The sequence below is a fragment of the Mesorhizobium captivum genome (assembly GCF_033977165.1).
Classification (GTDB): Bacteria; Pseudomonadota; Alphaproteobacteria; order Rhizobiales; family Rhizobiaceae; genus Mesorhizobium; species Mesorhizobium captivum.
Map to the genome: position 1 here is coordinate 78,485 of NZ_JAVIJB010000012.1, position 18,995 is coordinate 97,479.

General features: G+C 62.9%; 16 protein-coding genes and 1 pseudogene. 14 read left to right on the forward strand and 3 right to left on the reverse strand.

Features of this window, described 5'->3' with window-relative positions; genetic code table 11:
• Positions 1-3 precede the first annotated feature (3 nt).
• Both RFM40_RS12850 and RFM40_RS12855 read right to left on the reverse strand, forming a co-directional pair.
• Positions 4-1,191 (reverse strand): amino acid ABC transporter permease, encoded by a 1,188-nt coding sequence (locus tag RFM40_RS12850; RefSeq protein WP_320226296.1) that lies wholly within the window; start codon positions 1,189-1,191, stop codon positions 4-6.
• A gap of 63 nt (positions 1,192-1,254) precedes the next feature.
• Positions 1,255-2,283 carry an amino acid ABC transporter substrate-binding protein gene (locus RFM40_RS12855; protein ID WP_320226295.1) on the reverse strand — a complete coding sequence of 343 codons (1,029 nt, stop codon included), beginning with the start codon at positions 2,281-2,283 and terminating at the stop codon, positions 1,255-1,257.
• A 555-nt stretch (positions 2,284-2,838) separates the two neighbouring features.
• On the opposite strand from RFM40_RS12855, the gene RFM40_RS12860 reads away from it, so the two are divergent.
• From RFM40_RS12860 to RFM40_RS12880, 5 genes and pseudogenes are all read left to right on the forward strand, one after another.
• A complete protein-coding gene (locus RFM40_RS12860) occupies positions 2,839-4,011 on the forward strand; it encodes a cystathionine beta-lyase (protein ID WP_320226294.1) in 1,173 nt (390 codons plus the stop codon).
• Positions 4,012-4,231: 220 nt separating this feature from the next.
• Positions 4,232-5,023: pseudogene (locus RFM40_RS12865) on the forward strand (HPP family protein); the annotation flags it as partial.
• Positions 5,024-5,161: 138 nt separating this feature from the next.
• Positions 5,162-5,854, forward strand: a complete 693-nt coding sequence (locus tag RFM40_RS12870; protein WP_320277631.1) for an RNA polymerase sigma factor — start codon at positions 5,162-5,164, stop codon at positions 5,852-5,854.
• Between the two features lie 186 nt (positions 5,855-6,040).
• Complete coding sequence (locus RFM40_RS12875) at positions 6,041-6,565, forward strand: DUF4142 domain-containing protein (protein WP_320226292.1); 525 nt, start codon at positions 6,041-6,043, stop codon at positions 6,563-6,565.
• Complete coding sequence (locus RFM40_RS12880; protein WP_320226291.1) at positions 6,562-6,870, forward strand: cupredoxin domain-containing protein; 309 nt, start codon at positions 6,562-6,564, stop codon at positions 6,868-6,870. Before RFM40_RS12875 ends, RFM40_RS12880 begins: the two co-directional genes overlap by 4 nt.
• Here RFM40_RS12880 and RFM40_RS12885 read toward each other — a convergent pair.
• On the reverse strand, positions 6,849-6,971 hold the full coding sequence (locus RFM40_RS12885; RefSeq protein ID WP_320226290.1) for a hypothetical protein: 123 nt from the start codon (positions 6,969-6,971) through the stop codon (positions 6,849-6,851). The two genes, RFM40_RS12880 and RFM40_RS12885, sit on opposite strands and share 22 nt — an antisense overlap.
• A gap of 83 nt (positions 6,972-7,054) precedes the next feature.
• Between RFM40_RS12885 and RFM40_RS12890 the strand changes: the two genes are divergently transcribed.
• The 9 genes from RFM40_RS12890 to RFM40_RS12930 all read left to right on the forward strand — a co-directional run bounded on the left by RFM40_RS12890 (position 7,055) and on the right by RFM40_RS12930 (position 18,949).
• Positions 7,055-7,639 (forward strand): TetR/AcrR family transcriptional regulator, encoded by a 585-nt coding sequence (locus RFM40_RS12890; RefSeq protein WP_320226289.1) that lies wholly within the window; start codon positions 7,055-7,057, stop codon positions 7,637-7,639.
• A 296-nt stretch (positions 7,640-7,935) separates the two neighbouring features.
• Entirely contained in the window at positions 7,936-8,796 is an 861-nt protein-coding gene (locus RFM40_RS12895; protein ID WP_320226288.1) for an FAD binding domain-containing protein, read from the forward strand.
• Positions 8,796-9,272 carry a (2Fe-2S)-binding protein gene (locus tag RFM40_RS12900; RefSeq protein WP_320226287.1) on the forward strand — a complete coding sequence of 159 codons (477 nt, stop codon included), beginning with the start codon at positions 8,796-8,798 and terminating at the stop codon, positions 9,270-9,272. The genes RFM40_RS12895 and RFM40_RS12900 overlap by 1 nt, the downstream gene beginning before the upstream one ends.
• 1 nt (position 9,273) lies before the next feature.
• On the forward strand, positions 9,274-11,538 hold the full coding sequence (locus RFM40_RS12905; RefSeq protein WP_320226286.1) for a xanthine dehydrogenase family protein molybdopterin-binding subunit: 2,265 nt from the start codon (positions 9,274-9,276) through the stop codon (positions 11,536-11,538).
• A gap of 60 nt (positions 11,539-11,598) precedes the next feature.
• Entirely contained in the window at positions 11,599-11,844 is a 246-nt protein-coding gene (locus tag RFM40_RS12910) for a MoaD/ThiS family protein (RefSeq protein ID WP_320226285.1), read from the forward strand.
• Positions 11,845-12,143: 299 nt separating this feature from the next.
• Entirely contained in the window at positions 12,144-13,658 is a 1,515-nt protein-coding gene (locus tag RFM40_RS12915) for a Wadjet anti-phage system protein JetA family protein (RefSeq protein WP_320226284.1), read from the forward strand.
• Positions 13,648-14,313: a DUF4194 domain-containing protein gene (locus RFM40_RS12920; RefSeq protein ID WP_320226283.1), complete on the forward strand. Its 666-nt coding sequence runs from the start codon at positions 13,648-13,650 to the stop codon at positions 14,311-14,313. Before RFM40_RS12915 ends, RFM40_RS12920 begins: the two co-directional genes overlap by 11 nt.
• Positions 14,310-17,753, forward strand: coding sequence for an SbcC/MukB-like Walker B domain-containing protein (locus RFM40_RS12925; RefSeq protein ID WP_320277632.1), 3,444 nt, complete (start codon positions 14,310-14,312; stop codon positions 17,751-17,753). The genes RFM40_RS12920 and RFM40_RS12925 overlap by 4 nt, the downstream gene beginning before the upstream one ends.
• The gene (locus RFM40_RS12930; RefSeq protein WP_320226281.1) at positions 17,750-18,949 is read left to right on the forward strand and encodes a Wadjet anti-phage system protein JetD domain-containing protein; all 1,200 of its coding nucleotides are present in this window, start codon (positions 17,750-17,752) and stop codon (positions 18,947-18,949) included. Before RFM40_RS12925 ends, RFM40_RS12930 begins: the two co-directional genes overlap by 4 nt.
• Positions 18,950-18,995: the final 46 nt, after the last annotated feature.

The following is an 18,995-nucleotide window of genomic DNA, read 5'->3' on the forward strand; positions in this document are numbered from 1 at the left end:
GCCCTACCTCTCCACCAATGCCATTCTGGCGTTGACGACGTTCATGACCGCCGAGGTCACGAGGCTCAGCACCAGATAGGCGATCATCATGATCAGGACGCCCTCGACCGCCTGCCCCGTCTGATTGAGCACGGTGCCGGCAGTGGCGGTGAGGTCCGGATAGCCGATGGCGATCGCAAGAGACGAGTTTTTGGTCAGGTTGAGATACTGGCTGGTCAGCGGCGGGATGACGATGCGCATCGCCTGCGGCACGACGACCAGGCGCAGGATCGGGCCGGAGCGCAAGCCAAGGGCGCCGGCTGCCTCGGTCTGGCCTTTGCTCACGCCCCTGATGCCGGCGCGCACGATCTCGGCGATGAAGGCGGCGGTGTAGCAGGAGAGCGCCATATAGAGCGACAGGAACTCCGGCTTGACCTGGAAGCCGCCGGTCAGGTTGAAGGTCGACTGTTTCGGAAAATCAAAGGTGAGCGGCATGCCGCTGAGCAGGAATGCGAGCACCGGCAGGCCGACGATCAGCGCGACCGAGGTCCACAACACCGGGAACTGCTGGCCCGTGGCCATCTGTCGCTGGCGCGCCCGGTGGGCGACGAACCAGGCCATGGCGACCGCAACAAGGAAGGCGACCGGGATAAGCCACGAACCTTCGCCCCATAACACGCGCGGGAAGTAGAACCCGCGCTGGTTGAGGAAGGAGCCGAACGGCAGATGATAGCTCTCGCGCGGCGGCGGCAGCACGGCCAGCACGCCCGAATACCAGAAGAAGATGACCAGCAACGGCGGGATGTTGCGGAAGACCTCGACGTAGACCGTGCAGATCTTGCGGATCAGCCAGTTCTGCGACAGGCGGCCGATGCCGATGATGAACCCGATGATGGTCGCGGTAATGACGCCGGCCACGGCGATGATGATGGTGTTGAGCAACCCAACCACCAAGGCGCGGCCGTAGGTCGAATCGGATGTGTAGGCGATCGGCGTGTCCGAAATGTCGAAACCCGCCCTGCCCCTCAGGAACTGAAAGCCGGAGGCGATGTGCAGGCGCTGCAGATTGTCGATGACGTTGTGGACGATCCACCAGATCGAGCCGAACAGCAAAACGATGACGAGCGTCTGAAAGAAGAGACTGCGTATTTTCGGGTCATTGATGAGGGAGCCGCGACTCGGCTCCTCACGAAGGATTTCCTGCGAAGCCATGCGACCATCCCCTGAAAAGAGAAACCGGGAGGCAGACTACCTGCCCCCCGGATCACATTTCGATCAGCGGATCGGCGGAGCGTATTGCAGGCCGCCCTTGGTCCACAGCGCGTTGATGCCGCGCGCGATCTTGAGCGGGCTGCCGGAGCCGACATTGCGCTCGAACATTTCGCCGTAGTTGCCCACGGCCTTGACGATGTTGACGACCCAGTCGTTGGAGACGCCGAGGTCGGTGCCGATCTTGGAGTCGGGCTCGGTGCCGAGCACGCGCTTGATCTCGGGGTTATCCGAGTTCTTCATCTCGTCGACATTGGCCTTGGTGATGCCGAGTTCCTCGGCGTCGAGCAACGCGAAATAGGTCCACTTGACGATGTGGTACCACTGGTCGTCGCCCTGGCGTACGGCCGGTCCGAGCGGCTCCTTGGAGATGATCTCGGGCAGCACGACGTGGTCGGCCGGCGCGCCCAGCGTCAGGCGGATGCCGTAGAGGCCAGACTGGTCGGTGGTGTAGACGTCGCAGCGGCCGGCGTCATAGGCGGCGTTGACCTCTTCCAGCTTCTCGAACACGACGGGGTTGTACTCCATCTTGTTCGACTTGAAGTAGTCGGCGAGGTTGAGCTCGGTCGTGGTGCCGCTCTGCACGCAGACGGCGGCGCCCGAAAGCTGCAGCGCCGAATTCACGCCCGGCAGCTTCTTGGCGTTGATCATGAAGCCCTGGCCGTCATAGTAGGTGGTGCCGACGAAGTTCAGGCCAAGGGCGGTGTCGCGGTTGATCGTCCAGGTGGTGTTGCGCGACAGGATGTCGACCTCGCCAGACTGCAGCGCGGTGAAGCGTTCCTTGGCGCTGAGCGGCGTGAACTTGACCTTGGTGCCGTCGCCGAAGACAGCGGCCGCGACGGCGCGGCAGAAGTCGGCGTCGATGCCCTGCCACTCCCCCTTGTCGTCCGGCGCCGAGAAGCCGGCGAGGCCGGTCGAGACGCCGCACTGGATGAAGCCCTTCTGCTTCACGGTATCCAGCGTGCCGGCCGAAGCTGCCGATGCCGTAAACCCGAGCGCGGCGGCGCCAAGAATGCCGATTGCAATGTGTTTCATGACCCACAGACCCTTTTCTGCTACAGGCGCCCCTGCTTCCCAGGCAGCCCTGATCTTTTTTTCATATGTGAATGCAGCTCCCACTTCGGCCCACTCCAGACCCGCATCATTGCCGATGCACTGCCTCCCATTCACGAAACGCATCGAAGGCGATTATTCCTGTGAGGTCAAGGGAAATGACCGAATTGCGACGGGTTTGAAAACCGATTGCCGCAAATGCCCGAATTGCAGCCAAAAGCGCCCGCGATTTGGTCAAGAGTTGCATCCGGAACCGGCAAATCAGGCCCCCGAAAATTTTGAACGTTACGAGAATTCCTGCCCGTTACTACTGTCGCCGACGATGGAAGGACTGGCATGATTCATAGCGGCGGACGGCGTGCGGGCCACCTTCAGCAGGTGTCCGGCCGGGAAGTGCGCAGCGGGCGCAAACGATGAGCCGGCGATCTTTTGTTTGGCCCATCCAAACACTAACGCTTGGCGGGCTCGGAGCGGTTGCGCGGCCAGTTCCGCCGCTCTATGGCTGGACCCCTGACACACTATGACGGGCAACGAACTATGGCGAAAGACGGCAGCGAGATCGGCATCAACACGCGGCTTGCCCATTCCGGCAACGATCCGCGCGACTATTTCGGCTTCGTCAATCCGCCCGTCGTGCATGCCTCGACCGTGCTTTATCCCGACGCCGCGGCGATGGCGTCGCGCAGCCAGAAATACACCTACGGCACGCGCGGCACGCCAACCATGGATGCGCTGACGCTCGCCGTCGACGCGCTGGAGGGGTCTGCCGGCACGATCGCGGTGCCGTCCGGCCTCGCGGCGGTGACTGTGCCCCTGCTCACTTTCGTTTCGGCCGGCGACCATCTGCTGATCGTCGATTCGGTCTACCATCCGACGCGGAATTTCGCCGACACCATGCTGAAGCGCCTCGGCGTCGAGATCGAATATTACGATCCGCGCATCGGCGCCGGCATCGCCCAGCTGATCAAGACCAACACCAGGGTGGTGTTCACCGAATCGCCGGGCTCGAACACCTATGAGATCCAGGACATTCCGGCGATCGTAAAGGCCGCGCATGCGGCAGGCGCCATCGTCATGATGGACAATACCTGGGCGACGCCGCTCTTTTTCAAGCCGCTCGACCATGGCGTCGACATCTCGATCCATGCGGCGACCAAATATCCGGCCGGCCATTCCGACGTGCTGCTCGGCACTGTTTCGGCCAACGAGGCCTGCTGGAAGCAGCTCTATGAAGGCTTCTGCACGCTGGGCTGCTGTTCCGGGCCGGACGACGTCTACCAGGTGCTGCGCGGCCTGCGCACGATGGGTGTCAGGCTCGAACATCACCGGAAGAGCGCGCTCGACATCGCGCGCTGGCTGGAGGAGCAGCCGGGCGTGGCGCAGGTGCTGCATCCGGCGCTGGAAAGCCATCCCGACCACGCGCTGTGGAAGCGTGACTTCTGCGGCTCGAGCGGCATCTTCTCGATCGTGCTCAAGGGCGGCGGGCAAAAACAGCAACATGCCTTCCTCGACGCGCTGACCATCTTCGGTCTCGGCTATTCCTGGGGCGGCTATGAGAGCCTTGCCGTGCCGGTCTTCCTCGGCGACCGCACCATCGCCAAGGGCTCCTATGCCGGTCCGCTAATCCGCCTACAGATCGGGCTCGAGGACGTCGAGGACCTCGAGGCCGATATCCAGCGCGGGCTTGCCGCAGCCGCCGAAGCAGGCTGAGTGACGAGCTGATCCGTTGCCAGGCAAATTCCGCAAACGCTGGTAACGCCTTGGCGCGATTGGGAAAGCGCAGGCCGCTCGCGGTATGTCGCACGCGCCGCCTCACGCAATAATATTCTCTCCGGCCGCGAATACACAGATTGGTTTGACTTCCAAATCCGTGGCTTCGGCGGCATTGCGAGCAGCGCAAATTCCAGCCATTTGATCCCAAGGGCCTGCCATGGCGTTCCGCCTCTTCGTTCCGATCCTTGCCGGCGCGACGCTCCGCGAACGGCTCACCGCCTGCATCGGCGCGACCATCGGCATCGCGCTGACCGGCGTGATCAGCGGGCTCGCCATGGGTAGCGGACCTCATGTGGCGATGCTGGTGGCGCCGATGGGCGCATCCGCCGTGCTGCTCTTTGCCGTGCCGTCGAGCCCGCTGGCGCAGCCCTGGTCGATCATCGGCGGCAATACCATCTCGGCGCTGGTCGGCGTGACGGTGGCGCATTTCGTGCACAACCCGGTGATCGCCTCGGGGCTGGCGGTGGCGCTCGCCATTGCCGCCATGTCGTTCACGCGCTCGCTGCATCCGCCGGGCGGTGCCGCAGCCCTCACCGGCGTGCTTGGCGGGCCGGCCGTGATCAGCGCCGGCTTCCTGTTTCCCTTCGTGCCGGTGGCGCTGAACTCGATCATACTGGTGACGCTCGGCTTCCTGTTCCACAAGCTGTCGCGGCGCAATTATCCGCATGTGCATGTCCCCGTGGCCAACAGCCACAGCACCGCCGACCGGCCGCCGGCGGAGCGTGTCGGTTTCCGCCCAGAGGATGTCGACGCCGCTCTTGCCGCCCTCGACGAGACTTTCGACATCGACCGCGACGATATCGAAAGGCTGCTGCGCCAGGTCGAGTTGCAGGCGATGGTGCGCGCGCAGCGCACGCTGCTTTGCCAGGACATCATGTCGCGCGACGTGATCTCGGTGCCGGAGAACGCCAGCGCCGAGGAGGCGCGCAAGCAGCTTCTCGACCACAACTCGCCGCCGCGGCACGCGTGCAGACTGCAGACAGGCCGCCGCTGAAAGCTGTAGCATAGGCCGCGAAAAGCTCGGGAACCTTTTGCCCGCAGGCGCATCCAATTGCCGAACGCAACGCCTCCGGGAGATCGGGACGCGATGAGGAAGCCCGCACTGCAAGCCGCCGCGATCGCCGCAGCCGATGACGGCGACATGGCGCTGGTGCGTCGGGCGCTGGCACGCGAAGCTGGCGCCTTCCGCGTCATTATCAAGACGCACAACCAGCGGCTCTACCGCATTGCGCGCGGCGTGGTGCGCAACGACGCCGAGGCCGAGGACGTCGTGCAGGAGGCCTATATGCGCGCCTTCGCCAGCCTCGAGGCTTTTCGCGGCGATGCCTCCTTGGCCACCTGGCTGTCGCGCATCGTCATCAACGAGGCGCTCGGCCGGCTGCGCAAGCGAAAGCGCACGGTGGCCATGCCCGCGGAGGCGCAGATCATCCGGTTTCCCCTGAACCCAAACGACTTGAACCCGAGCGACGATCCGGAGCGGACGATGGCGCAGCGGCAGATCCTCGGGCTTGTCGAACGGGCGACCGACAGCCTTCCCGATGTCTATCGCTCAGTGTTCGTCGCCCGCGTCATCGAGGGGCTGAGCATCGAGGAAACCGCCGATCTGCTCGGCATCAGGCCGGAGACGGTGAAGACCAGGCTGCACCGGGCGCGTACCCTGGTGCGCAAGGCGCTGGACGACGAGATCGGCCCGGTGCTGCTCGACGCCTTCCCCTTCGCCGGCCGGCGCTGCGAGCGGTTGACGCAGGCGGTGATGAAGAGGCTGGGGTTCGAGGACTGAGGCTTCGTCCTAACACTTGAACGCCAGGGGGGTGTGACGGAACGCGGCGAAGAAGTACTCGCTCTTTGCTCCACCCCCACACTGGCGAAAACGAAAACGCCGGGAACGTTTCGCCCCTTCCCGCATCCAATGGCCGTCAACACCAAACAAGCCCGAGGCCTTGCGCCGCAGGGCGAAGGAGATGCCATGTTTATCCGACCGACCGCAGCACTCGCCGCCCTGCTGCTTGCAAGCGCCGCGCCTTACGCGCAAGCCGCCGAGAAGCCCACCGACCCGCAGATCGCCCATATCGCCTACACGGCCGGCACGCTCGACATCGAAGCGGCCAAGCTGGCGATCAAGAAGTCGAAGACCAAGGAAGTCGTCGACTTCGCCAAGGACATGGAGCGCGACCACGAGGCCGTGAACAAGCAGGCGCTCGACCTGGTGAAGAAACTGAAAGTCACGCCGGAAGACAACGCCACCAGCCAGGCGCTGACCAAGGCGGCGAAGGAAGAGCGCGCCAAGCTGGCGAAGCTCAAGGGCGCAGCCTTCGACAAGGCCTATATCGAGAACGAGGTGGCCTATCACAAGCAGGTCGACGGTGCGCTCGAAACCCTGCTTATCCCCTCGGCCAGCAACGCCGAATTGAAGAGCCTGCTCGAGACCGGCCTGAAAATCTTCCAGGGGCATGAGCAGCATGCCGAGCATGTCGCCGGCACGCTGAAATGAGAGCGAGCTTTTTGCTGCTCGCGGTCGCGCCGGCGCTTGTCGCCTCGCCGGCGCTCGCCGCCACCATCGAGGTGACGATCGACAAGCTGGTGTTCTCGCCGGCGAGCGTTCAGGCCAAGGTCGGCGACACGATCGAGTGGACGAACAAGGATGTGATCGCCCACACCGCCACGGTGAAAGGCGGCTGGGAGGTGATGATCCCGCCGAAGGCGAAGGGCAAGATCACGCTCAGCCGAGCGGGTGCCGTCGACTATTTCTGCCGCCTCCACCCCAACATGAAGGGTCACCTGGAGGTGGCGCCCTGACCTGCCGCCCGGTCCAACGCCAGCGAGGCGCGCCGCGCCTCGTCTGGATCGGCGGTCGGCGCCATGCGGTCGCGAATTTCGCACAGCACAGGCTCGGTCATTATCCATTCCTTTCGGGCGTGAACGACCGAAGAGGATCAGCTTTCAGCTTGTTTGTATATTCACTAGTCGGTATACTTTATGGATGAGCGAAATGGCCAATCCAACCAGAAAGCGCCTCGTCGACGCGGCGGCAAAGCTGTTTTATGCCGAAGGCATCGGCCGCGTCAGCGTCGATGCCGTGGCGGAAAAAGCGGGGCTGACCAAGCGCACGCTCTACTACCATTTCAAGAGCAAGGACGAGCTGATCACGGCCTATCTCGACAGCCGCGACCAGCCTAACCTCAAGCAGATGGCCGGCTGGTTCGAGGCTGCGGGGGGTGGCGCGGACAAGAAGGTCACGGCGATCTTCACCCACCTGGCGCGCGTGGCGCGGCACGTCAAATGGAAGGGCTGCGGCTTCCTGCGCACGGCCGCCGAACTCGCCGCGATGCCTGGACATCCGGCGGTGAAGGCCGGCTCCCGCCACAAGAGCAATTTCGAGAAATGGCTGGCGGGCGAGCTTTCTAGCCATGGCGTGCGCGAGCCGAAGACGCTGGCGCGCGAGATCGTGCTTCTGATGGACGGCGCCTTTTCGAGCATGCTGATCCATCACGATCCCGACTACATCACGGCCGCCGGCCACGCCGCCGCGACGCTGGTGCGGGCGCGGATGGGCGCTTCGACATAGATCTCGGCTTCGAACCCGCGAAGCGCAGCCGCTCGTGCCCCCTTACCGCGCCGGAAGCCATGGTGAAGGCTTGGCCGGCTCGGCGCGAACGGATAGGTTTTTGATTTTACGCATGTCTTTGTCCCGAAACCGGTTCCCCCTTTCGGGAGACATGCTTAGCCCCTGGACCAAAGAGCCGGAGCAAGAATTAGGGCCAGCCCGCCTGACTTGGATGGTGCAATGCAGGAAGCGGATGGCCATTATGAGGAGAGTCTTTATAACGGTCGCCGAGATTTGCCATTAGCTATGGGGAGACGATGCGCTACATACGTCCGCAATCAATGGAAGATGCCGTGGGCCTGCTGGCCGGCGCGGCCGGCCCGGCCGCCATTCTCGCCGGAGGCAGCGACCTGCTGGTGAGAATGAAGGGCGGCTTTGTCGAGCCAGAGCTGATCGTCGACATCAAGGCGATCCAAGGCTTGAGCGACATCACCGAAACGGCTGACGGTTTCAGGATCGGCGCCGCGGTGCCCTGCGCCGTGCTTGGCGAGAACGCGGCGCTGAAGAAGGCATGGCCGGGCGTCGTCGAGGCTGCCAAGCTGATCGGCTCGAAGCAGGTGCAGGGACGCTGCACCATCGTCGGCAATCTCTGCAACGCCTCGCCCGCTGCCGACAGCGTGCCGGCGCTGGTGGCCGCCAGCGCCAAGGCGGTGGTTGCCGGGCCTGCGGGCAAGCGCACAGTCGCGGTAGAGGCCGTGCCGACCGGGCCGGGCCGAACCTCTTTAGCCAAGGGCGAGATCATCGAGGCGATCCTGCTCGACAAGCGTCCGCCGCATGCGGGTGATGCGTATCAGCGCTTCATCCCGCGCACCGAGATGGATATCGCTGTGGTGAGCGCCGGCGTTAACCTGACGCTCGATGATAACGGCGTCGTCAAATCGGCCCGCGTGGCGCTGGGCGCCGTGGCAGCGACGGTGCTGCTGGTCGAAGAGGCGGCCGAGGTTCTCGTCGGCTCGAAGCTGGACGAGGCAACGCTTGAGCGGCTGGCAAAAGTCTGTTCGGGCGCCTGCCGCCCGATCGACGACAAGCGGGGCACCATCGAATTCAGACGGAAAGTCGCGGGCGTGCTGGCGAAGCGCGTCGCCACGACCGCCTATGAGCGTGCAGGAGGCAAATGATGGCCGGTGTAGCGGTTTCAACGACAATCAACGGCGACACGATCGAGTATCTGTGCCAGCCGGACGAGACGCTGCTCGACGTGCTGCGCGACCGGCTGGGTCTCACCGGCGCCAAGGAAGGCTGCGGCACCGGCGACTGTGGCGCCTGCAGCGTCATCCTCGACAACCGGCTGGTGTGCTCGTGCCTGGTGCTGGGCGCGGAAGCGGAGGGACGGCAGGTCGAGACCATCGAAGGCATGGCGCATGGCGACCAGCTGCATCCGCTGCAGCAGAAGTTCCTGGAGCACGCGGCGCTGCAATGCGGCATCTGCACACCAGGCTTTTTGATCGCGGCCAAGGACCTTCTGGCGAAGAACCCCTCCCCGACCGAGGAGGAAATCCGCTTTGGGCTGGCCGGCAATCTCTGCCGCTGCACCGGCTATGACAAGATCGTGCGCGCCGTCCAGGACGCGGCAAACGTGATGAAGGGAGCCTGAGATGAATTTCGATCCGCGCTACTCCGGACGCAATTTCTCTTCCGTCGGCACGCGCCCCATCCGCCCCGACGGCGTCGACAAGGTGACTGGACGCGCCCGCTACGGCGCCGACTTCAACATGGCCGGGCAGCTGGTCGGGCGCGTGCTGCGCAGCCCGCACGCGCATGCCGTCATCAGGAAGATCGACACCTCGAAGGCGGAAAAGCTCGCCGGCGTGAAGGCGGTGATCACCGCGGCCGACCTGCCGGACCTCACAGATGGCGATACAGCGATGTACGACATCCTCGACAACTCGATGGCGCGCAAGAAGGCACTCTATGACGGCCACGCGGTGGCCGCGGTCGCCGCGGTCGACGCCCGCACCGCCAGGCAGGCGCTGAAGCTGATCGAGGTCGACTACGAGGTGCTGCCGCATGTGACCGACGTCGACGAGGCGATGAAACACCATGCCCCCCTGATCAACGACGCCATCTTCACCGAGGGCCTCGAGGAGAAGCCGGTCAAGCCGTCCAACGTCACCAAGCTCACGCAGTACGGCCACGGCGACATCCACGATGGCTTCGCGAAAGCCGATTTCGTTATCGAGCGCTCCTTCAAGACCGAGCAGACGCACCAGGGCTATATCGAGCCGCATGCCTGCGTGGCGAGCGTCAATCCCGACGGTACCGCGGACCTCTGGGTCTGCACGCAGGGCCATTTCGTCTACCGCCAGCACTGCGCCCAGCTGCTCGGCCTGGAAGTTTCCAAGCTGCGCGTCACCTCCTCGGAGATCGGCGGCGGCTTCGGCGGCAAGACCCATGTCTGGGCCGAGCCGGTGGCGCTGGCGCTGTCGCGCAAGGCCGGCCGCCCGGTGAAGCTGGTGATGACCCGCGACGAGGTGTTCCGCGCCTCAGGGCCAACCAGCGCCACCTCGATCGACGTCAAGATCGGCGCCAGGAAGGACGGCACGATCACTGCGGCGGAAGCGACCCTGCGCTACTCTTGCGGCCCCTATGCCGGCATGTGGGCCGAGATCGGTGCCATGACCGCGTTTGCCTGCTACAAGCTCGAGAACGTCAAGACCGTGGGCTACGAGGTGCTGGTCAACCGGCCGAAGACCGCGGCCTATCGCGCGCCCTCGGCGCCGATGGCGGCGTTCGCGGTGGAAAGCGCGGTCGACGAGCTCGCCAAGGAGATCGGCATGGACCCGGTCGAGTTCCGCATCAAGAATGCGGCGCAGGAAGGCACTCGCGCCTCCTACGGCCCGGTCTACGGCCCGATCGGCATCGGCCCGACGCTAGAGGCGGTGAAGAGCCATCCGCACATGAAGGCGCCGCTGGGCACGAACCAGGGGCGCGGCATGGCCTGCGGCTTCTGGTTCAATTTCGGCGGCCAGACCTGCACCGACCTCAACATCGGCATGGACGGCTCGGTCTCGCTTGCCGTCGGCACGGTGGATGTGGGCGGCTCCCGCGCCTCGCTGTCGCTGGTGGCGGCGGAGGAGCTCGGCATCGACTATGCCCAGGTCAAGGCGGTGGTCGCCGATACCTCGAGCCTGGGCTACAACGACATGACCGACGGCAGCCGCGGCACCTTCTCCTCCTCCATGGCGACGATCTCGGCCGCCCGCAACGCCATCAAGGTGCTGCGCGAGCGCGCCGCGCAGATGTGGGACATCGGCGTCGACGACGTTGCCTGGGAAAAGGGCCATGCGGTCGCCAAGGGCGAGAAGCACGGCAATCTCGGAAAACTGTCGCTGAAGGAGATCGCGGCCCAGTCCGGCAAGACCGGCGGGCCGATCGCCGGCCACAGCGAGCTCGTCGCCGACGGCGCGGGCGTCTCCTTCGCCACCCATATCTGCGACATCGAGGTCGATCCCGACACCGGCTCGACCAGGGTGATCCGCTACACGGTGGTGCAGGATGCCGGCAAGGCGGTGCACCCGACCTATGTCGAGGGCCAGTACCAGGGCGGTGCCGCGCAAGGCATCGGCTGGGCGCTCAACGAGGAGTATATCTACGGCAAGGACGGGCGGCTGCAGAACCCCGGCTTCCTCGACTACCGCATCCCGGTCTGCTCCGACCTGCCGATGATCGACACGCAGATCCTCGAGATCCCCAACCCCAACCACCCCTACGGGGTGCGCGGCGTCGGCGAAACCTCGATCGTGCCGCCGCTGGCGGCGATCGCCAATGCGGTGTCGAACGCGGTCGGCGTGCGCATGACCCACATCCCGATGTCGCCGCCGCGCATCCTCGCCGCGCTCGAGGCCGAACGGGAAGGCTAATGCCGAAAAGCGCGAAGCGGTTTTTGGCTGACATCACCATGCAATGAGGGTCTGGCGATAATGGTCGAAGTCACCCTCTGGGGCTCGCTCAGCGCCGCCGCCGGAGGCCAGAGCAAGGTCGACATCGAGGCCAAGGACATCAGGGAGCTGTTCCGCAAACTCGCGGAACAGTATCCCGCCTTCGAGCCCCTGATCGATCGCGGCGTTGCGGTGGCGATTGATGGGACGATCTATCGCGACACGTGGTCGAAAGAGCTGCCGCCGGGGGCGGAGATTTTCCTGCTGCCGCGGCTGGCGGGGGGATGATGTGGGGCGCTACAGGGGCCAGGTCGCCCAGTCGCGGCCGGACCGTTTCTTACCCCCTTTGTCGACCATATGTGAATTGGTGACTACGCCGACAGATAATGCGTTACGCTCGCTACTTGCTCGATTTCGCAATATATTCGATAGTCGCCGTTTACACCGTATTTCGATCCGCTCTGATCTGTGAGGCTTAGAAGGACCGAGGGAGTTTATCATTCTGAATTTGCGCATGCGTTGCGAGCGATCCTGCTGCACGCAACAGCCAAATACAATTTCTTCGTATCCAAAGAGGCGCCGGCCTGATGCTATTTGGCCAGTTGAACCCCGATATCTTCGCCCTTTTCGCTGGATCCAACCGTTTCTTGTACGAGCGAATCCTGATTGGCCTCTATGAGGGTTTTTATCGTTCCGACTTGCACTTCCCTTCTCAGGGCGAGGTCCTCCACCTGATCTACGGATTATTGGGCGAGCATGCCGAATTCTGGCGCGAGGACGAGGCCCCGGTCCTTCTCGACCAGTTGGCCGCTCGCCGCGGGCGACGTATCAGGCGACGGAAGCTGGAAGCGGCCGATCCGCAAGCATCCAACGAGGCGATGATACGGGCGCGCCACATCTACAACCGATTGGTCGCAACAGGCTGGATGGAAGAGAGCCGTTATGGCCTGAAGGTAACCGTGGACATGCCGGCGGGCGCCATGCGGCTTGCCGAGTTTCTGTGCAATTTGAAAGAGGGCCTGGCGGAGCAATTGGGCGGCCTGGTCATTCAGGTAAAGAATGAGCTCGATGCACTACAGCTCAATGCACGGGAGAACGCACCGGGGCTGCACAAAGCTGCGCGCGACGCCGCCACATTTGGCCGCTATCTGCGCAGCGTACTGAGCGCGCTGCGTGAGATCGACAAGCAGGTCTTGGCAAGCGACAGCGTCGGCCGCAGGCTGCGCCACTACTTCGAGGATTTCGTCGAGCGGATCCTGTTGCAGGACTATGCTGCGATCTCGACGACTTCTCACCCCTACCGATTTCGTCATCGCATCTTCACGGCGCTCGATTCGATCGAGGATTCGATCGCCGACGTCGGTGCGATCGCCGAAGCCTATTGCGAGGCTCGGCTCGCCGCGGACATCACTGCTGCGCGGGACCAGGTGTACGATGACCTTCACAAGGTTCGGCGCGTCTTCGATCAGATCGAGGAAGCGTTCGAGCGCATCCAGCAGCATCGAAGCCGCCTCGAAACGCGCCTGCGTAACACAGTGCGCTACGCGGGCCGTCGTGGTGGCACCTTCCTTCAACGAAGCGAGCCGATCCTGCTTCGGCTTGACAAGCTGCTCGGGAGACGCGGTGGCGGTCTCAGTCTTTCCGGGTTGCTGGAGCCGCGGCAGACATATTGGTCGCCGCTGCTTCTCGCGCGGGCCCGCAACTTCCGCACCAGCGTGACGGGGGGCGTCATCGTCCTTCCGCCTCCAGACCCCTTGCGCGAACTTCGAAAGCAGCTCGAGCGAGAGTATCTCAATCGCCTCGCGGTGACGCCAGAACAAGTCAGTCGCTTCTTGGAGAGGCGCGTTCCCCCTTCGGGTGTAACCGATGCCAGGCACTTCTGGATCGACACCATCGACGATTTTCTTGCGTTCGAGACTTTGCGGCTTTCGATTCTGACAGCAGACCAGGATGGCCGCGGCAACGCAATTGCAGATCATCTCGCTTCGGCGTTTGGCTTTTCGCCTGGAGAGTGGATTGACAATGCCTGGCTGAGTTGCGCTGGCTTCGCCGTCACACGCAAGGGTGACAGCGTGACACTCGAGGGGTCCCATGCTCAGTGAGTTCCAGGCGCTCGAAGCGCGCGATCCACGCCGCATGCAACGAGTGAGACAAGTGATCAGTCATTTGCTGCGCAACCAGTTCTTGCACGTCGAGGATCGAGGCTCGTCAGGCCTCCTTGATACGTTGCTCAAAGCGGATGTCGAACGACTTGCTTCCGACTATTTCGACGTTGCAGGATATCGATTAATCGTGCGCGAGAGCGAGGGATGGGCTGGCATTCTGCCCGATACGGAGCAGATCAGCCATCCGCGCATGCGAATCGATGAGACCCTGGTGTTGCTTCTCTTTCGCAGGCTGTGGGAGGAAGGCGTCCAGGAAGGCGATATCGAACGCTACGGCAGCGTGCTTGTAACGCTCAATGCCGCTTACGACGCTTACCAGGACATGGTGGCGCGCGCCCGCCGACCCACCCTCTCGATCGGTGACTTTAAAGTTCTGGTGACCACCCTCGAGCGGCGTGCCATCGTTCGGCTGGGGGACCTCGACGACGAGCTTGAAGATATTCCGCTTACAATCCGCGCCCTGGTAGCAACCGTCGCCGGTGACGAATTCCTCGCTCATCTCGAAGAGTTGCTCGCGCGGCCTGATCTTCAAGACACCGATGCAGAGCCGCTGGATAACAACACAGACACCAATGAGGACGACGAAGCATGATGCAGCTCGTCCACATCGCGCTCGTACAATGGCATTTGTTCAGCCGTGAAGATCTGGCGATTGCGGGCGACACAGCGATCCTAGGTCAGAACCGTTCAGGCAAGTCAACGCTGATCGACTTGATCCAGACCGTGATGACAGGCGGTACTCGGCGCTGGTACCAGTTCAACCGCTCGGCGGGCGAAACCGGAAGTCGCAAATCGGAGCGAACCTTGCGCGGCTATTGCCTCGGCCAACTCAACGAGCATGAATTTTTGCGCGAGGAGGCTGTAACCAACATCGCGCTCGTATTCGCTGACCCACAGGGTGTTCGGCCGCCGGTGAGTGTGGGCCTGTGTATCGAGGCTTCGGCCACCGAAGAGGCGCAAGTGGTCGGGCGCTACATCGCGCCCGGAATCCGTGTGGACACCGACCTTCTCGTCGAGCAGTTGGAAGGCAATAAGCAGCGGTCGGCCTCGTGGGCATTGGTGCGCGATCGCCTGGAGCAGTCCTGCAACGCTAAGGGAACAGCGCTAATCCGCCCTGACGGGCCGCGCAACCATATCCGCGAATATATGCGCCAGCTGTTCACTGGCAGGAGACATAGCGATCCTGAGCGCTTCGTTCGCGCGTTTGTGATGGCGCTTTCGTTCGAGGACATGCGATCGGTTGAAGACTTCGCCCACAAATTCCTTTTGGCCAAGAACGACATCAACATTGGCGAGCTACGGGAGAGCATTCAGCGCTACCGCGACATCCAGAAGGACATCCACGAACTCGAACGACGGCTTGCGGCACTGCGAGTACTTGCAGAACTGGTAGCCAGATTCATAAGCTTGCTTGAGCGCGAGGAAATCGCCAGGGGCGTCGCCCGGCTGGCGGGACTGATCGAGGCGGGCTCGGCTCTTCTTGCCAACCTCAAAGAGCGCCGGGACAATCGTGCTTCGGTCGGCCAAACGCAGCACATGATCGAGCGGTGCGAGGACGAGATCAAGTCGCTAATCGAGCAGCAAGACAGCCTCGTCGCGCAATCCCTAGCAGAAGGTGTCGCCGGCAAGCGCGCGGTGGTGCAAAGCGAGCTCAGGGCTGTCGAGCTTGCCCAAGAAGCGGTCGCGCAGCGCTTGCAGGCACGATTTGTTGCCGTTGCCCGCGCCGCCAGCTTGCTCGATCATCGCGATCGCCTAGCATCGCTAAAGCTCGGGGCACTATTCCAAAGCCTCGAAGCTCTCAAGAGAAAGAGCGAGGGGCAGGTGCCGCCGGCATGGCCACGCGAGCCGCACGAGATGGAAGAACTCATCGCGAGCGCGCGCGAGACTGCTTCGGCCAATATCGCAAAGATACTCGACCGCCGCGACAACGCGATCACCCAGCGCCGCAAGCTGCAGGAAGAAATTGCCGATCTCGTAGAGCGCCGCGACCGGGCACGGAACGGTCAGGTCGCGCTCGATGAGCGCACCGTTCGGCTAATGGCCACGCTCGAGAGGGAAAATATGCGGCCACGGGCGCTCTGTCAGGTCGCGGAGATCACCGATCCTGATTGGCGCGAGGCGGCGGAAGCGCTGCTGGGACGTGATCGTGAGGCTGTTCTGGTCGAGCCCGAGCACGCTTCTCGCGCGGTCGAGATCCTACGCTCCGGCCGCGACAGCTTTCGCGGCTGCCGTGTGGTCAATACCCGGCGCCTGAACGAACAACCACCCGGCTTCGAGGCCAATTCGCTGGCAACCATCTTCGCCAGCGAGGATCAGCTTGCTATGGCCTTCATTCGTTTCCGAACGGGTCAAGTGCGTCTGGCTGACACACAAGCCGAGTTGCTTGGAGGCGGCCGCGCGATTATGCGCGACGGCGCATATAACAGCGGGATCGTGGTTGAAGTGCTGCGCACGCAGGACCTCAAGATCGGCCGGGCTGCCGCTCCGTTGATGGAAACCGAGCTGGCGCGCCAGATCGCGGAGCGCCAGGGCTGGGCGGCGACGCATCTGGAGGCCGAGCGGTTCCACGACGATATCCGGCGCAAGCTCGAGCCGCTGCTGGAGGAAGTGCCGGTTGCCGACCGCCTCGACTTGCTGGCCGAAGCGATCGACCAGCATAACGTGACGCGCATCGAACTGCAGATGCGGCTGGACCGGATTGCTGCGACGGTCGATCCAGCGATCCAACAAGGTCTGGATCGCGTGAAGCTTCAACTACGCAGTGTCAATGACGAGAAGGAAGAGCTCGTTGGCCGCCGGGGCCAACTGAAGCAGGCCGATCTCGACGTCCAACGCCGGCTCGGGGCCGGCGATGGGCAGCCAGGCTCCTGGAACTGTCTGAAGGCCCGGCGTTTGGCGTTCAAGGATCGTGTACGGACGCGTGCCCAATTGGTTGCACTGCGTGAGACCTACACTGCTCAGCGCTCGCGGCCGCTGTCGCGGGTGGCACAGGAGATGTCGAAGCGTGCGGATGATGCTCGAGACGCATATCGAGCGTGCGAGGGAGAAATCCGCGAAGCCCTCGGTCACTACCGCGCAAGCTTCGACAGCACTGCCCCGGTCGCAACACAAGGATCGATCACCTCTGAGATAAAACCTTGGGTTTCCTCGAATTTGCAGGCGCTCGAGGAGAATGAGCTCATTCAGTACCGGCGACAGGCCGACGAAGCGGCAGCACAAATCGGCCAACTGTTCCGTACGGCTTTCATCCACGAACTCAACGCCAGGTTCAATGACCTCAGGACCGAGCTCGACAATCTCACCCGTGCGCTAAAGGCCCGGCCGCTTCATGGCGAAATCTACACGCTACATGCGCGGCCGAAGGAAGAATTTGCGTCGCTTCACCGTTTGGCACGCGAGAGCGAAAATGATGATCAGGTCTTCGAGGCGCTGTTCGGGCGAGGCACGCCGCGCAATGAAGAACATGCACAAGCCCTCGCCGAGGTCGAACGGTTGCTCAGCGAGGAGGCCCTCGATTTCACGGCTTATCAGGACTACCGCAACTACTTTACCTTCGACCTTCGCATGGAGGACGTCGCGAAGGGCCGGCAGACCAGCTTCGACAAGCGCAAAGGAACTGCGAGCGGTGCCGAACGCCAGGTTCCCTACTATGTGGTAATCGGCGCTGCCTTAGCGAGCATCTATCATGGCGCCCGACGGCAATACGAGACGAGCGAGCTTGGGCTTGGATTGGCCGTCTTCGACGAGGCATTCAGCAAAATGGACGGCCCGAACCAGCGCACGCTGCTCGAGTTTTATGATGACATCGGGCTTCAAGTGGTGATCGCAGCTCCTTCGGAGAAGCGCTCCGTCGTCTATGAGAACCTCGATAGTGTCATTGACGTATTTCGTCATGGCGACAGTGCCAGTGCCGAGACCGTCCGGATCAAGGCTCATGCCCGTGCCCAGATGCGCGCTGCGAACCCACAGCATTTGAGCGATGCTGTGCTCGCTGCGCGTCTTAACTCGCCGGCTTCGGACGCAGCGGAATGAGCCGAAGGAAGTTCGGCGATGTCCACAAGCTGATCCACGATCTGCTTGACCGGCACGAGACCAATCCGGAGGCGTCGAGGATTCTGGCCTACATCGACGAAGATGCTCTCCAGACCGTTGAGGAACGTGATCGTTTCATTCAGGCGCTGTTTGGCGTTGAAAAGGCAGGCGGCATAGTCGTCCAACGTAAGCAGGCCGAAGGCGCATTCGCCTTGGGGAATGTCCGTCTCGCGGACCCCACGGTTCTTTATGCTCATGTCAATCGGACGCCTGCAAAAGTGAGCGCTAGCATCGCCCTTAGTAAAGCGCGCGTACGGCCAGATCTTCCCGAAGGCGCGCTCGATGTACTAGATGAGATTGCGAATGCTTGGTCCCGCGGAGTTGGCCGATTCGGGCTCGCACCCGGGGATAGCTCCGGTCTTTCCGCATCGCTCGATCTCGTTCATGCGCTCGCTATCCGTGCAGACGACGGCGGCGCTGCACCGGTGGACTATCGTACGTTCTCTCGGTTGGCTGGCACCCCCAGCAAAGCACTTGAGCGCTTAGTCTCGACCGTCCCCAGGCTGTTCGAGCGCCTCTATCCAGATCGTGCTCCTCCGGCTGAACTAGACTCGGCGGACTGGCTCGCAACTCTCGGCGTGACCCGAACGCCTCAACCCCTGATTGTCAGCGGCCCAATTACGATCGCTGGTCAGCCGCTCCCGCCCCTGCGCTTTTACGGAGTACCGCCGGAACAGGGGGACCAGCTTGGCTTGTCTGAGCGGGTAGACTATCTCCTGACTATTGAGAACTACACTTCATTCGTCCGGCATGCCCGCGAGATCAATAACGATCGATCGGCGCTCATCATCTATACTGGTGGCTTTCCGTCTCGGAGTCATCTGCGACAGATCGTTAGGCTAGCAGTGGAAGCCCAAGCGCCGATATTCCACTGGGGTGACATAGATGATGGTGGTGTTCGTATCTTTGGCCATTTGGAACGCACGTTGGCAGAGCGTGGATTGTCCTTGTTTCCCCATCTCATGGATGTCGCCGCGCTTCATGAGCATGGAGTTGTGAGGGACAGACAAATGCGGACCGCTGATGCACCACCGCTGGAGAGTGCCGTTCGCGGTCTGTGGGAAGCGCTTGCGACCTCTGCTCTGGTACTTGAGCAGGAGAGCTTGTCTCCACAGTATCCAAGCAGACGCACGTGATACTGAACATCGCCTGTATTTTTTACGATAGCTCTGTCCGAAGCAT

Bases quoted from the DNA above. Each gene is read 5' to 3' on its own strand.
- RFM40_RS12880 (WP_320226291.1), top strand. From the start codon at position 6,562: ATGAGAGCGAGCTTTTTGCTGCTCGCGGTCGCGCCGGCGCTTGTCGCC.
- RFM40_RS12870 (WP_320277631.1), top strand. From the start codon at position 5,162: ATGAGGAAGCCCGCACTGCAAGCCGCCGCGATCGCCGCAGCCGATGAC.
- RFM40_RS12905 (WP_320226286.1), top strand. From the start codon at position 9,274: ATGAATTTCGATCCGCGCTACTCCGGACGCAATTTCTCTTCCGTCGGC.
- RFM40_RS12855 (WP_320226295.1), bottom strand. From the start codon at position 2,283: ATGAAACACATTGCAATCGGCATTCTTGGCGCCGCCGCGCTCGGGTTT.
- RFM40_RS12930 (WP_320226281.1), top strand. From the start codon at position 17,750: ATGAGCCGAAGGAAGTTCGGCGATGTCCACAAGCTGATCCACGATCTG.
- RFM40_RS12885 (WP_320226290.1), bottom strand. From the start codon at position 6,971: ATGACCGAGCCTGTGCTGTGCGAAATTCGCGACCGCATGGCGCCGACC.
- RFM40_RS12860 (WP_320226294.1), top strand. From the start codon at position 2,839: ATGGCGAAAGACGGCAGCGAGATCGGCATCAACACGCGGCTTGCCCAT.
- RFM40_RS12875 (WP_320226292.1), top strand. From the start codon at position 6,041: ATGTTTATCCGACCGACCGCAGCACTCGCCGCCCTGCTGCTTGCAAGC.
- RFM40_RS12895 (WP_320226288.1), top strand. From the start codon at position 7,936: ATGCGCTACATACGTCCGCAATCAATGGAAGATGCCGTGGGCCTGCTG.
- RFM40_RS12915 (WP_320226284.1), top strand. From the start codon at position 12,144: ATGCTATTTGGCCAGTTGAACCCCGATATCTTCGCCCTTTTCGCTGGA.
- RFM40_RS12920 (WP_320226283.1), top strand. From the start codon at position 13,648: ATGCTCAGTGAGTTCCAGGCGCTCGAAGCGCGCGATCCACGCCGCATG.
- RFM40_RS12910 (WP_320226285.1), top strand. From the start codon at position 11,599: ATGGTCGAAGTCACCCTCTGGGGCTCGCTCAGCGCCGCCGCCGGAGGC.
- RFM40_RS12925 (WP_320277632.1), top strand. From the start codon at position 14,310: ATGATGCAGCTCGTCCACATCGCGCTCGTACAATGGCATTTGTTCAGC.
- RFM40_RS12890 (WP_320226289.1), top strand. From the start codon at position 7,055: ATGAGCGAAATGGCCAATCCAACCAGAAAGCGCCTCGTCGACGCGGCG.
- RFM40_RS12850 (WP_320226296.1), bottom strand. From the start codon at position 1,191: ATGGCTTCGCAGGAAATCCTTCGTGAGGAGCCGAGTCGCGGCTCCCTC.
- RFM40_RS12900 (WP_320226287.1), top strand. From the start codon at position 8,796: ATGGCCGGTGTAGCGGTTTCAACGACAATCAACGGCGACACGATCGAG.